This is a genomic window from Anaerocolumna jejuensis DSM 15929 (genome assembly GCF_900142215.1).
GTDB classification, from domain to species: Bacteria; Bacillota; Clostridia; order Lachnospirales; family Lachnospiraceae; genus Anaerocolumna; species Anaerocolumna jejuensis.
This window is the reverse complement of the sequence record NZ_FRAC01000039.1, coordinates 17812-32508: the sequence shown is the minus strand read 5'-3', so window position 1 is coordinate 32508 and position 14697 is coordinate 17812. Positions and strand designations below refer to the sequence as shown.

The window sequence follows — 14697 nt, the reverse complement described above, 5'->3', positions numbered from 1 at the left end:
GCTTTACTATTCATTCCTCTCTATATTTTTCTTTAAAATGATATACTCCAGATGATATATTATAGCTGCTTTTACCTAATATAAGTTCTGCCGACATATTTCCTGGTATCTCAATGTCATATAAGATATTGTCTCGTACAATTCTCCATTTGCTAACTATTTTTCCATAAGGAGAAAGATACGAAGCTCGGGCTTCTTTTAATAAAATATGTGGATACGGGCGAATAGTAATCTTTCCGTCCCTTACCACAATCCCACATACACGGTCGAATAGCCAGCCTACAATGGCACCATAAGAGTAATGATTAAAGGACGCATGTAGTTTTCCCTGCTCATCAATTCCATCCCATTGCTCCCATATTGTTGTGGCACCTTTTCTGAGAGGATAAATCCATCCGGGACAGCTTTCATGCAACAGTAAACGGTAAGCCGTTTCTGTATATCCGTAATCAGTCAACACTCTTGGTAATTCATGGGTGGACAGGAATCCGGTATTCTGACAATAATTATTTTTTATGACCAATTTATTTAATTCTGCCGCGGCACTTTTGGCTTCTTCGCTTGTCAATAGGTTATAAACCAGAGGACGAACATAACGGCACATCCTCTTAGAGTTAATCTTACCCTTCTTTAAAGAATAATGGTGATATGCCAACTTTGTATTTTGAGCACCTTCACTATAAAAGATTTCATCTTTTTTCTTTCCTAAACGCCCAGCTATTTCACTTAAAATACAACAGGATACACTAAGATATGCTGTTGCAACCTCCGGCTCACCCTGTAAAGCAATTTTTGACATATCCCTTATGGTATTTGTACCTGGTTCCAGCCATTCCCCCCAATGCATACCCGTATCCAGAAGGTAATGTTTATAAGGATTTTTTCTGTTTAAAAGACGTGTCTTTTTCTTAGCCCGAGCCATATCATAATCCACCCAGCGTTTCATGCTATCATAAACTTCCTCTGCAGCTGAATAATCATTATAACGTTCTCCTATTTTTTTAGCTACAATCGTAATAGCATCACACCAGCCGCCGGCTCCATCAAACTGCATCCGTTTCTGACCATTCGGCGCTATCATAGGCAGGCAGCCATCTTCATACTGGGCAGCTACGAGTTCTTTTAACCATCTTCTTGCCATACCATAACAGTTTGTTAAATACATGGCTGTATGAATATATGCTTGAAAGTCACCCGTAAAACCACTTTTTTCCCTGGTTGGACAATCCGTGGGGATGTCAGTGAAATTTCCCTTAAGGCTCCATAAAGCATTGGAAAACAGCTGATTTATTTCCGCATTTCCACAAGAAAAATCACCCGTAAATTCCAGGTCTGTATATATTGCTATCGCTGTAAAATCCTTTTCTGAGACTTTAACATTCCCACTCACTTTCATATAGCGGAACCCCATATAAGTTCCAAAAGGCTTGTATGAATTTTTCCCATTCTTACAGATATAGATTATTTTCTGATAGATCGTTTTTTTAGGATTTTGAAAATTCTTATTAGTAAAACTACCATCCTTATCCAATGTTTCACCAAACTCCAGTTCCAGCAGCTCGCCCTCATGTGCCAAAAAAGAGAACTCAACATAGCCTGCAATATTTTGACCAAAATCTATTACAGTACTGCCGGATGGTGTTGTTACCAGTGTTCCGTGAAACCTCTCATGTTCTGTTACCTGGGGCATATTGGAACTTACCAGGTTTTGATAACCAATATCTATTTCCGTTACCTTATGCCAATTCTTAATTTCCTCAAGTCTTGCATCATATGTCTCACCCTGCATCAAATCAGAGAATTGAATCGGTCCATTCTGGCTGGCCTCCCATGTTTTATCCGACGCAGCAACTATAACCCCATCTAATTCCACCTGGGTCAACAGAGCTATGTCCGTTCCAAAACGGTTTGTCTCTCCCCTATTTTCCATAGATCCCCTGTGCCAGCCATCTGTCAGATAGAATAAGATTTCATTTTTTCCTTCCTTTAAATAGCCGCCAATGTCACTAGTCTGGTAAATCTGTCGCTGTGGTTCTTGAAAAGTCCCTGGTTCCAGTACAAAAGGAAGTCGTTTCCCATTAAGAAATACAGAGTAATTCCCCCTTGCAGTTGTATAAAGACGCGCTTTCCGGTAGTTTTCAACCTCAAAGTATGTTCTTATACAACTGCCAGGATAACGTTTCTCTTTTTCGATGTCATAGTTTTCAGGATTAATCCACTTGGCCTGGAAATTCTCTTTTCCAAGACCCATTTCAAAACTGCCTTTTGCACTATTTCCTTCCCCGGATTCTCCATATACTTTGAGGGTATAGAGCACTTTTTCCCGCATCGCAAAGGGGAAGGGCACTCTGTACCACATTACATTGCTTTCAATTACTCCGGTATCGAAACTGCTGCCGGCATCTCCTTGTAACACCAGTTGGAAAGCTTTTTGATTTTCCCCCTCTATATTCCAACTAATTAATGGCGATATAACATCTATGCCAATCGGATTTTTCATATATTCTGTTTCTAAACGAACTGGTACAATCATATATCAAGCTCCTCGTTCATTATTTTTCGCATATGGCTTAAATTTGTGTATTCTGAACATATTCATACTCTCCGCTCTTAACGGTTTGTTTCGTCCCATTTGGCAGCAATATATCTGCTATGGTATTACTGGGTATCCGTATGCTGTAAACTATTTGATCCTCTTTCTTCTGCCAGCCGCTTATAACCGCACCATAAATGCTTTGATATTCTGCTTTTGCAAATGTAATGGTTCCTCCGGGCTTAGGTTCAATAATAAATTCATTTTCTCCTTTGACATGAATACCGCACATTTCTTCTATTACCCACTCTATGCATGCTCCCTTTGAATAGTGGTTTAAAGAAGCAGCATTTTTCTGGTCTCCTAAATCACCCTCCCAGTTTTCCCATATGGTAGTCGCTCCATTCTTGGGCATGGACAGCCAGCCGGGTATTTCTTCATTTTCCAACAGCCGATATGCATAATCAATATTTATTTCTGCTAGTACATAGAGAATAAACGGTGTGGAGAGGAAACCTGTTCCCAACCTCCAGCTATAACTTTCCATAGCCTGTATTAATCTCTTTTTTGCATACTTTTCTTGCTCTGTATTTAACAGATTCATATATAGTGGACGTACTAGCTTTGCCTGGCGGTCTGTGTCCAAAGAGAATCCTTTTTTACTAACCAGCTTTTGATAAGCCAGTTTTGTTCCATCTGCATATCTCTGATATATTTTACAATCCTCACCCTTCCCTAATACCCGCGCTATTTCCACCATATGTTTCATTACAAAATGTGTATATGCAGTTGATTCTTCGGGATGGGGACTGGCCATATCCTTCCAGCTCAATTTCCATACATCTGACGGCTCTGCCCATTCACCATAGGACTGGCCGCAGTTGACAACATATTTTTTTTCTCTTCCCTTCAAATATAATGGCTTTGCCAGAAATCCTAATTTCCCACACCTCTTCATCATAAATCTAGCGTAGTTCTTCATAGCATCATAGTTTTCACGCAGTATTTCTTCATCTCCGAATAATTTCCAAAAGCGATAAGGAATCAATACTCCGGCATCTGCCCATCCTACAGAACCATTCATGGTTCTCATAAGTGGATCTTCTCCGCCTTCTGGTACAATTTGATGAAACTTACCATTTTTACTTTGCCTGTCTGTCATATCGCGTATAAACTTTTTAGCAAAGGGAGCATAGTCCATCAGATAGCCGGCTGTCTTAAAAAAAATCTGAGCATCTCCCGTCCATCCATGCCGTTCCCTCGTAGGACAATCAGTCGGTACATCCTCTGAATTGCCTTTCATTGACCACATCGTACTCTCAAAGAATTGATTAAGTAAAGCATTTGAGCATTTAAATTTCGCTGTTTCCTTCATATCGGAATATACGGCTATCGCTGTAAAATCTTCTGCTTTTATTTCAACTTCGGATTTAACAAGTACATATCGGAATCCAAAGGATGCATATTTTGTTTTATAAGTATTTTCTCCTTCTTTACTGATGTACATTACCTGTTGAAGAGGTGTTCTCTTATCTTTCTTTACACATTGTATATTTTTCTGAGTAAACTCACCTTCCACATCCAGCATTTCACCAAATTGCAGAAATAACTTCTGCCCCTTTTTCGCATGAAAGTTAAACTTGAGGTATCCGGCAAGGTTCTGTTTAAAGTCCAGCAGTATCATTCCGGAAGGTGTCTTTCTAACAGACGGTTTAAAATGTTCCTTTTCAACTATCGAAAAATTATTAGATGCACAGGGAACAATATCGCAAACCATTTCAATAGCATTTCCACTATAGGAAGGAACCATATTGGCATCTACCTTCTCGCCGTCTTTTGTGTCTGCAAAACGTATTGGTCCATCATTACTCCATGCGAAAGAGCGGTTGGAGCAAATCGATGTGGTTTTGCCGTCTGCATAAGTTAATTCTAACTGTGCTAACAGCTTAGTTTGATTTCCGTAAAAATTAACAAACCCCCATGCACCTACACTTCCACGATACCAGCCGTCAGCCAGTTCAAAGGTAAGTTGATTTTCCCCCTCTTTCAACAGCGCTAATACGTCATAGACCTGATACTGTATTCTTTTTCTGTAATCGGTATGGCCCGGTGCATGGACATAATTTCCAATATGCTTTCCATTTAACCGTCCTTCATATATCCCACAGGCAGTAACATAGAGCCTTGCTTTTATTACTTTATCAACCGTAAACTTCTTGCTAAAGCAATCTACCGGATACCGTACATTTTTTTGGGGAGTATAATTACCTGATATCCACTTTGCCTGCCAATCATCCTGTGGTAAGATGCCTAATTCAAAAGAAACCTCCTCGCTCCACTCACCCTCTCTTCCATTTTGATCCCATAGTTTAACTTTCCAAAAAACTGTATCCCGGCTCTTTAATGGTGAACCATCATATGTAATATGGGTCATCTGTGAAGAGGCTGTTTTACCACTGTTCCATGCTTGTGTATTATCTTCAAAACGTGCATAAACCTGGTATGCTGTTTGTGTTGTTCCTTTTTCACAATTCCAATAAAATCTGGGTTTGACTTTGTCAATGCCTATCGGATTTTCCAAATACTCTGTTCTCAAATATACACCTTTCATCTTATTGCCCTCCATTCGGTTACTAGCTATTATATTTAATTATATTTATTCGTCTTATATTCTTATATTAATTTTGTTGACTTTGTGTTAATTTTGAAAGATAATTATATATAAATGTAATTATAAGATGATGATAGGAGGATAAGTAAGAATTACTATGAAAGAAGATATTTTATGGAAGTTAAACATTCTTTATTCTGTTACAGGACTTCCACTGACATTAGTTGAGGAGGCCGGTAATATTCAGGCATCTTTTCCCAGTGGAAATCAAAAATATTTTATGCCCTCAAATTTTAAAGAGCTCCTACAGGTCATTCATACAGAAAACCCCAAGTCAGAGATTAGTATTGCTAATCTCTGTGCAGGCTTTTCTTGCGCGATTATCAAACTCAAGAAATATCTTTATTTAATAATAGGACCAGCCAGCGCAATCTCCTTAAAGACACAAAATATTATTGAGCTTATCAATCATTATATCCCCACAGGAATGGCCGCTGAATTTCTTAGCATGATTATGTCATCCCCTCGTACCTCTTATATCAAATTACAAAACATTGCTGCAATGGCTAAATATATTTTTACCCAGAGAATTACGCTTATTGACACACTTTCATCAGAATCAATCGGCAGCTATTTCATAGGACAGGAAAATCTATATTCATTGCAGCAAATGGAACAGGTTTCACTAAGTGTTCCTATAGATGATATTTCCAGAAATTATTCTAACCAGACACAATTTTGTTGTAATTACATAAATCAGCACTTCCATGAAAAAATTAATTTAAATATACTCGCTGAACTTACTTTTTTAAATCGCGGTAGCCTGTCATATAGATTTAGATCAGAAACAGGAATGTCTATTCAGGAATATACCAGCAGGAAACGACTGGAAGAAGCAAAATATCTCTTGGCGAATACTCCCATGGCATTATCTGATATTAGTGCCTACTTACAATACTCTACACAAAGTTATTTTACAGTTAAATTCAAACAGTATTGCAATGTAACTCCTCAACAATGGCGAGATGGTATTCGGTGAGCATATTGCTTCTGAGAATATTTTTAACATGAGGTTTCTTTTCTTCTGGCTTTGATTTCAGCCTGCTTCTTACTAATATCTTTTTCAACATCTAAGAATATTAAAAGAATAATAAGCACAATACTGGTCAATGTCTCCAATCCCACAAAAGAAAAGGTTATAGCATTTTTAACTCCCTGGGACTGTACCGCTATTAGTTTACCCGTTACATCGTGATAAGGTACTATGTAACCAGATGCGGATAGCAACCCATTAAAAATACCGGTGCAGATTCCGCTCATAGCAACGGCTATTGTATTGTAGATGGACATGGCAATTCCGTCACAACGAAAACCAGCTTTCCACTCTATATGATCTAACGTATCTGCAAAAAGTGCCATAAATACATAAGCGCAAGGCAATCCTCCGATATTCTTGATAAACTGTCCAATTAACACAATTGTCATATTAGCTGGAAACAACCAACAGATACCGCTTCCTATGCCATAGAGCACAAAACCTGCAAGAATTAAGTTTCGCTTACCGAACTTTTTAGCCAAGGGCCAGACGGCAAACACTCCTATTCCCATAGGTATTCCGCCTATTACAGACAGCATCATCTGCGTGATACCATCATTATAGGTGCCAAGAACATAATTACTGTAGTATACCAGACCAAGGTTCTTAATGCTGGAACCTGTTATCTGAAGCAGAAAATACCCAAAGACAATCAGCATAAAACGATCAGTAAAGATAGTCTTTAACTGTGTAAAAAATGCCAGCTTTTCCTGTTCTTGTCCTTCACTCTCCTCGGTTACCCGCTCCTTCGTAAAATAATATTCCATCAAGGTTAAAGGGAGTGCAAGTGAGGATATCAATCCCATAACCGTAATCCAAAGATTTTTGTTCAGTCCTACTGCAGGCATGATTACCATGGGAAACACCAGAGCAACCAGTATACCGCTTATCATAACGGCAGCAATTTGGTTAAATACTGACAATTTCCCTCTCTTAGAAGAATCTCTGGTAGATAGGGGCACCATAAGATTATGACTCATATTATATATGGTAAAGGAAAAGGAATAATAGAGATTATAGGAAAGCATCACCCATATTACCTGTACCGCACTACTGGCACTGGGTACGGCAAACAAAAGGATACCCGAAAGTGTCAAAAAAGGTGCGGACAACAAAAGCCACGGTCTTGCCTTCCCTTGTTTTGTCTTTGTCCTGTCAATTATGTAGCCCATTAATACATTAATAAATGCGTCAATTATCTTTGAAACAATGGGGAACACCACCAAAAATGCCCCTCCCCAAAAATGAGTCAGACCCAACACATCGGTGTAATATACATTTAAATAGGTTGCCAGTACTGCATTTAAGAGCAGGGCACCACTAGGACCAATCAGATATCCAAGCCATCTTTCCTTTCCCGTGGTGTCTCGGGATTTAATACGTGAATCGAAAACTTTCCTTTGTAAGAGTACTCTCAAGTTGTTCATCTTTTTCCTTCTCCTTTAAATCTTTAATCAGTCAAATTACTATTGGAAGTCTTGTAAACAGTTTATATTATCTCTATAGCAGAGTATTGCATTATTGTCTATTTTATTGCAATATTGTTTTGTTTTCTATAATTTAATCACAGAGCGTATAAAAATGTTTGATTTAGCTGTTAATATTTGTTTGATTTACACAAAACACAAAGAAAGGGCTATGAAAAACAGAATGCAAATGTTTACCATAGCCCGAATCTGTAGTTTTTTCTCAATCCAATAACTCTTAATCAGCTCTTAACGCTTCCACTGGATTCATTTTCGATGCCATCTTAGCCGGGATAAACCCTCCCAGAACTGTAAGTGAAAGACTGATGGTTAGTAATAGGACTGCATGAAGAGGATTTAATTCCGCCACACCAGTAAGTCCGGTTAGATGCTCCAAAACTATATTTATTGGGATAGTAAGTATAAAAGCCAACAGGATACCAAGTAACCCTGAGCAAGTTCCAATAATTACTGTTTCAGCGTTAAAAACTCTGGTCACATCCTTTTTTCTTGCTCCCAAAGCTCGTAATACACCAATCTCTTTGGTTCTTTCCATTACTGAGATATAAGTAATAATTCCAATCATAATAAGCGATACTACCAGGGATATTGCCGCGAATGCAATCAATACAAGGGTTATACCATCCATAATGCCTCCTGATAAGCCCGTAATCAAAGAGGACATGTCCGTATAAATTATTTTTTCGTCATCGTTTAAATTTTTATTCCATCCATCCAAATATTTGGTAATTATATCCTTGCCAGTAAAATCGGAAGGATATAGAGATATGGTATTTGGTAACACCGAAGCTCCCAAAGACATCAGAACTTTTTCTCTGGTAACAGCATAAGGATTATCTGAAACTTCAGAAAAAACCTCCCCGGTAAGAACATTATAATCAGCCTTTTCCTGTGCCTTTACAATATTGGAATCTTTGGCATTATCAATAAAGAATTCCGCAAGAGTGTCTGAATAAGCAAGCCCTGCAGGCAGTGCTGCTGAACCGACATCCTCATTAGCACGGATGATACCACTGATTTTTAGATTAATTGTATCTTTTTCGTTATACAAATCAATCAAGTTTGCAGAATCCGAATTAATGCTGAAGGTTTCGCCTTTCTGTTTGTAATAATTATCATTTAAAATTAATTTATACTCTTTTCCTATAATATCCTCGAAATTAATTTCTTTCGCTTTGTAATCAAGCCCCAGCGCTTCCATGGCTGATACATCGAGTTGGTTAAATTTATCCACTACAAGAAGTAGTTCATTTTCTGACTTGGGATAATCACCTGCCAGCAATTCATAATAATTACTTAAATAACTCTCAGAATCCCCATCTATCTTGGTAGGAAAAGAAGTAATATTAACTGATCCGGTATTGACTGCAGAAGCTGTTTTCCCGTCTGATTTCAGAATATTCATATTAACGTTTCTGGAATAGGAAATACCATCAAGTACTTTGGAATCTAGCTTTTTGATATAATTCATAAATTCATCTGTAAATATATTGTTATGAACGACTACCTCTTTGGCAGCATCATGAGAAAAAACTTTTGATTCCTCCGGGTAGGCTCCTTCTGCTTCCTTGAAGAAATCTGTTCCTGTCATATTCGACATAGAAGTTGATATTCCTTGGGTAACCGTTAGTGGAAAATTTAATAATGAGCCCGATTCGTAACTACTAATTTTTTTATCAAAACCATTTGATAAAGAAAGAATTAAGGCAATCCCCACAATTCCGATACTGGAGGCAACGGCCGTAAGGGCTGTCCTCCATTTCTTGGTGGCGATATTTTTACCGGATAACTTCAGGGCTGTGGCAAAGCTCATGCTTGTTTTCTTAATCTCATAATTTTCATTTACTCTTTGATTTGCCAGAGGCATACTATCCTCTACCACCCTGCCATCTTTAAAATGTATAACTCTGTCTGCATAAACCTCAGCCAGTTCCGGATTATGTGTTACCATAATGACCAGTTTTTCAGCTGCAATTTCCTTTATCAGTTCCATAATCTGTTCACTTGTCTGGGAATCCAGAGCACCGGTAGGCTCATCGGCCAGGATGATATCCGGGTCATTTGCCAGTGCTCTTGCTATGGCAACCCTCTGCATCTGACCTCCTGACAACTGGCTAGGTTTCTTGTGGATATGCTGTTCTAATCCCACTCGTTCCAATGCATTGATTGCTTTGGAATGTTTTTCGGCAGAAGAAACTCCACTTAGCGTCATACCCATTTCCACATTATCTACCAAACTTAAATGTGATATGAGGTTATAACTTTGAAATATAAACACAACGCTATTATTACGGTACGCATCCCAGTCAGAATCTTCAAAATCTTTTGTGGATTTTCCATTTATTATTAAATCTCCACTATCATACTGGTCTAGTCCCCCAATGACATTTAAGCAGGTCGTCTTACCGGAACCGCTCTGTCCTAAAATCGCAACAAATTCACTTTCCCTAAAGTTGATATTAATGCCATCCAAGGCTACCTGTGTAAATTCACCTGTTGTATAGCTTTTTTTAATATTCTTTAACTGTAGCATATACTGATTCTCTCCTTTTGTTATTTAGAACTGAAATCAGTATATCAGTAAGTTTTAAACTTTTTTTTAACTAGACTAATAAAATATAAGCTAACACTAGCAACAGTCAATAATTTTTCCTATGCGCATAATTAAGCAACGTTATAACTCCATATAGAACAGTCTTATGCTAAATCTTTATCCCGTATCCGTAGAACCTGAACCTGCATCCGTGTTTTTACATAGCAATACAAACATTTCTATCGAAATGTGAATTCTGAGTTAAAACCTTTTTATACTTGAAAAAGAGGTTTCAGATAACTGCTATTTCTTTATGCAGTACATCTTAAACCTCTTTTCCCACCTTTTACTGGATTATTTCCATTTGTGCATACTTAGATAGTATCATATCATGTAATAACTCTATCGTATTATTATGCTGATTTTCTACAATTTCCCCTTATTTTTTGCTATGAAATAGCCCTTACAGCCTCATTAGCCTCGGCCACCGCATTCAAGGCTCGTCTTGCCTTTAGGGCATCACCGATAACATGTACCAATATTCCCTGTTCCTCACAATAAATTCTAACACTATCAAAACTTCTTGATTTGGATCCAATAGCTACCACAACACTATCACATGAAATTTCCTCGACGTTTCCAAGTCTTTCCACCACAATAGCATCTTTTTTAATTTCAATACATCTAGCATTGGTTACCGTCTGTACTCCTCCAGCATAAAGGCTCTCCATAACACATATATTTCGCAACTCTCCCAAATCTTTTGCCACTTTATCAAGCATTTCAATTACTGTTATACTGTCAACATTATCATGGATGTATTCGGCAACCTCAAGTCCAACCAGCCCTCCGCCAATAACTACAGCTTTTCCGGATACTCTGCTTTTGCCAGCAAGAACATCATGGGAATTAGTAACATGGGGCAGATCTGCTCCTGGAATCTTCAGTTCAATTGGTGTAGAACCAATGGCTATAAAAACTTCATCAGGTTTAAGTTCACCAATCAGTTTTTCGGTAATTGGTGTATTTAATTTTATTTCAACACCTTCTTTTATAACCTGCTCTGCTATTGCAAGGGCAGCCTCTTTCATTTCGCCCTTCCTTGGTGCTTCTCCTGCAAGTGCAAACTGCCCCCCAAGAGAAGAAGAAGCTTCACAAAGCACCGGGTAATGTCCCCTTTTCTTTAACTGGAGGGCCGCTTCCAATCCTGCAATTCCTCCTCCTGCAATTAAGACCTTCTTAGGATTAAGTGTCATACTGACCTGATATTCCTCTTCACGGCCGAGAGCAGGATTTCGAAGACATGTAATAAAAGGCATTTCCGTTGATACGAAACCATCATAACACCCCTGATTGCAGCCTACACAGCGAACAATGTCTTCTGTCCTTTCCTCAAATGCTTTATTGCAGAAGTCCGGATCAGCAAGCTGAGCTCGTCCCATTACAACCATATCCGCCTTATTAGTATTCAGAATCTCATCAGCCTGGGAAGGATCGTTTATTCTTCCCACCGCTACAGTTAACATACCGGTTTCTCTTCTGATTCTAGCGGCATTCTCCACATTAAAACCTCTTGGCAGGTCAATTGGAGGAACCTCATATTTTATTGCCGCACTGGAGAAATTGCCTCTGGAAACGTCCAGAACATCCACTCCGACTTCTTTTGCCATCTTGCAAAATTCAATTACTTCCTCTATTGTAAGTCCACCTTCCAGATAATCATCATGAGCATCCACTCGCATAAATAGAGGCATATTTATTGGTATATGTTCCCTTATAGACTCAATACACTCTAACAGGAATCTGGCCCGGTTTTTAAGTTCACCGCCATATTCATCTGTACGTCTGTTAAAATAGGGGCTTAAAAAAGAATGGGGAGTATAATTATGACCTGCATGGAATTCGATTACATCAAAGCCTGCTTCTACCGCTCTCTTTGCCGCAGCACCGAAAGCTTCTACTGCTTCGTGTATGGTCTCAAGGCTTGCTCCCGGCAATGTATATTCCGTCCCAGGCACAGGTATGGGACTTGGAATAACTATCATCTGACTCTGGTCACTGCCTACTGCAAGACCTCCCAGCCATAATTGAATTCCTGCTTTACCTCCTGCTTCGTGGATGGCTTCTGTTAACTCCTTCAACCCCGGTATATATTTATCTTCACTAATGGAAAGAAATTTTTTGGGTGCAGCCTTGCCATATACAGAACAGACTTCTGTAAAATTCAATCCACAGCCCCCCTTAGCTCTGGTTACTTGATAATTTATTAACTGTTTCGTAACGAATTTATCCTCCGTTGCCATCTTCGTCCCCATAGCAGGGAATATAATTCTGTTCTTTAGCTCCAATCCTCTTACCTGAATGGAACTAAATAAATATTTATAGTTCATGACCATCCTCCTTTTTGTGTTATGCCTAAGTTTAATCAAATTCAAAAGGAATATATGATCTTTCTATTCCTTCTTATCTAACCATATCAATACTATTAGAATTATAATATAACAAATTGATTTAATCAATATGTTTCAAACATTTTGTTTTATTTTTAACAAAATTATAGCCCCATGTCCTAAAGATGATCATGGAGCAACTTAAAATTTAAATATTTTATCTAATCATAGTATTTACTACTATTTAACATTATCAATAAACCTGTTTTTTTAAGATGACTTTCAACAGGCTTAATTTTCTAACATCTTAAGTAGTTGTCTAATATATGTGATTCTATTTTCACGATCTTTTAAAAAAACAGAATCATAATTATCAAAGCCATTATCATCCAAAGGATAATTAACAGCTGACCAAAAAATAACACGTTTGTACGAAATATTTTCTGTACCAGTTAATAAATTATCAAAAAGCCCGTTTATTTTTTCAGTCATTTCATCTGATGCTTTAAGTAATCTGACAGAAGTTTTATCTGTTCTTTCCTTGGCATCTTTTAATAATACAGTTATACCTGGATATCTAATGATATATTCCATTATTTCATTAACAGAATATATTAACTTCTCCTCTTGCACCATTGACGTATCCGTAAGAATGGATGTAATAGAAAGGGTGTTTATAATAAATAACTCTTTCATCTGCAACATCATTTCTTCCTTGGTTCGGAAGTAATAGTTTATTGCACTTATATTCACTTCCGCTTCCTTAGCTATGGCTCGGACGGATATATTCAATGAACGATTTTTACCGATAAGATAAAGCGCTCTATCTAATATTTTTTCTTCAATACTTTTTAATTCTCGCAATTTTAACCTCTTTATTAACTTTTCACTCCGTATATAAAAACGAAATCTGAAAGATTTTTTTTATTATATCATATAAACTGCATACAATAAAGACTTTTGTTTAATCCATCTCTTTTATATATCTTATAAACCAGATTATATTGCGGCAATATTAAAATTAATAAAATTATATCCTGTTAGTCATAAAGAATTTTTTGTAAATCTACGTCCTGTATTTCAAATGGCTGATAACTGGACTGTAATCTGAATAATTCAAATAAATCATTAACCAGTGGTTTAATCTTCTATTTCTATTTCAAAGAAAATAATCTCGTAAAAATGGTTTTTTCTCTTTATTCTTGACCATCCCCTCTTTCAAAGGAATAACAAGTCCTTAAATATATTATAAGAAATAAAAGAGATGATATCTATAATCTTAATAATTGTATATAATTGTCTACAATGTGTAATTGCAGCTTTTCTAAAAGGAATCCTTTAATTTACTGCCTAAATAAAAAAACGTTTATAGAGAAATACACGTAAAGGTTGGCAAATTGCTATTACGATTAAAAATGTTCCAATCATACAACAGGTTATAAAAGGATATAGTGCCCATATAAAGGTATTGCTTTCTTTAAAATTACGGTTTATAAGGGCTTCTAACATCAGAATAAATGTCCCTGCTATAAACCAGATTCCGCTTGCGATGTACAAATATCCCTTACGCAGATATTGTATCAGTGCTGCTAGTACTGTCAATGAAACGGTTAATACGGCAATAACAGGCAATGCGAAGCCCCAAAACCAATGTCCTTCTGTTGTAAAATCTATATATGCCAGATAAATACCTGCAGCTATAAAATTAATTGGTATTAAAATAACCGGATTAGGCCGTTTTGACCAAAAGGGCAATACACCCCAGACATAAAGTAAAAATATTGCATTGGCTCCATAACCTGACCAAGTAATCATTGTATTTATTTTGATATCTACAAACAGGGTTAGTAGATAAGCCAGTGCAAATACAAAAGATATAATCATTAGTACACCACCTGGCTTAATCTTTCCCGTCTCCTTCTTCAGAACGGGATAGGTACTATGGCCCTCCGGCAAATGAATATCCGGATGATATACGACAGTATCACAAAGCGGACACTTTTTCTGATTCTCAGACAGTTCAACACCACATTTAACACAATACATT

8 protein-coding genes are annotated in these 14697 nt (G+C 37.4%); 1 reads left to right on the top strand and 7 read right to left on the bottom strand.

Annotated features, from left to right (window positions below; translation table 11 throughout):
- Positions 1-10 precede the first annotated feature (10 nt).
- Positions 11-2533 carry a family 78 glycoside hydrolase catalytic domain gene (locus BUB77_RS26330; protein ID WP_073280158.1) on the bottom strand — a complete coding sequence of 841 codons (2523 nt, stop codon included), beginning with the start codon at positions 2531-2533 and terminating at the stop codon, positions 11-13.
- A 37-nt stretch (positions 2534-2570) separates the two neighbouring features.
- Positions 2571-5144 (bottom strand): family 78 glycoside hydrolase catalytic domain, encoded by a 2574-nt coding sequence (locus BUB77_RS26325; RefSeq protein WP_073280157.1) that lies wholly within the window; start codon positions 5142-5144, stop codon positions 2571-2573.
- A 157-nt stretch (positions 5145-5301) separates the two neighbouring features.
- On the opposite strand from BUB77_RS26325, the gene BUB77_RS26320 reads away from it, so the two are divergent.
- Positions 5302-6183, top strand: coding sequence for a helix-turn-helix transcriptional regulator (locus BUB77_RS26320; protein WP_073280156.1), 882 nt, complete (start codon positions 5302-5304; stop codon positions 6181-6183).
- A gap of 23 nt (positions 6184-6206) precedes the next feature.
- On the opposite strand, the gene BUB77_RS26315 is transcribed toward BUB77_RS26320, so the two are convergent.
- From BUB77_RS26315 to BUB77_RS26295, 5 genes are all read right to left on the bottom strand, one after another.
- Complete coding sequence (locus BUB77_RS26315) at positions 6207-7667, bottom strand: MFS transporter (RefSeq protein ID WP_073280155.1); 1461 nt, start codon at positions 7665-7667, stop codon at positions 6207-6209.
- Positions 7668-7944: 277 nt separating this feature from the next.
- Complete coding sequence (locus BUB77_RS26310) at positions 7945-10260, bottom strand: ABC transporter ATP-binding protein/permease (protein ID WP_073280154.1); 2316 nt, start codon at positions 10258-10260, stop codon at positions 7945-7947.
- A 449-nt stretch (positions 10261-10709) separates the two neighbouring features.
- A complete protein-coding gene (baiCD, locus tag BUB77_RS26305) occupies positions 10710-12650 on the bottom strand; it encodes a bile acid Fe-S flavoenzyme BaiCD (RefSeq protein ID WP_073280153.1) in 1941 nt (646 codons plus the stop codon).
- Positions 12651-12941: 291 nt separating this feature from the next.
- Positions 12942-13514 carry a TetR/AcrR family transcriptional regulator gene (locus BUB77_RS26300; RefSeq protein WP_073280152.1) on the bottom strand — a complete coding sequence of 191 codons (573 nt, stop codon included), beginning with the start codon at positions 13512-13514 and terminating at the stop codon, positions 12942-12944.
- A 486-nt stretch (positions 13515-14000) separates the two neighbouring features.
- On the bottom strand, positions 14001-14696 hold the full coding sequence (locus BUB77_RS26295) for a hypothetical protein (protein WP_073280151.1): 696 nt from the start codon (positions 14694-14696) through the stop codon (positions 14001-14003).
- Between the last annotated feature and the right edge of the window lies 1 nt (position 14697).

Bases quoted from the DNA above. Each gene is read 5' to 3' on its own strand.
- BUB77_RS26330 (WP_073280158.1), bottom strand. From the start codon at position 2,533: ATGATTGTACCAGTTCGTTTAGAAACAGAATATATGAAAAATCCGATT.
- BUB77_RS26325 (WP_073280157.1), bottom strand. From the start codon at position 5,144: ATGAAAGGTGTATATTTGAGAACAGAGTATTTGGAAAATCCGATAGGC.
- BUB77_RS26320 (WP_073280156.1), top strand. From the start codon at position 5,302: ATGAAAGAAGATATTTTATGGAAGTTAAACATTCTTTATTCTGTTACA.
- BUB77_RS26315 (WP_073280155.1), bottom strand. From the start codon at position 7,667: ATGAACAACTTGAGAGTACTCTTACAAAGGAAAGTTTTCGATTCACGT.
- BUB77_RS26310 (WP_073280154.1), bottom strand. From the start codon at position 10,260: ATGCTACAGTTAAAGAATATTAAAAAAAGCTATACAACAGGTGAATTT.
- baiCD (WP_073280153.1), bottom strand. From the start codon at position 12,650: ATGAACTATAAATATTTATTTAGTTCCATTCAGGTAAGAGGATTGGAG.
- BUB77_RS26295 (WP_073280151.1), bottom strand. From the start codon at position 14,696: ATGTATTGTGTTAAATGTGGTGTTGAACTGTCTGAGAATCAGAAAAAG.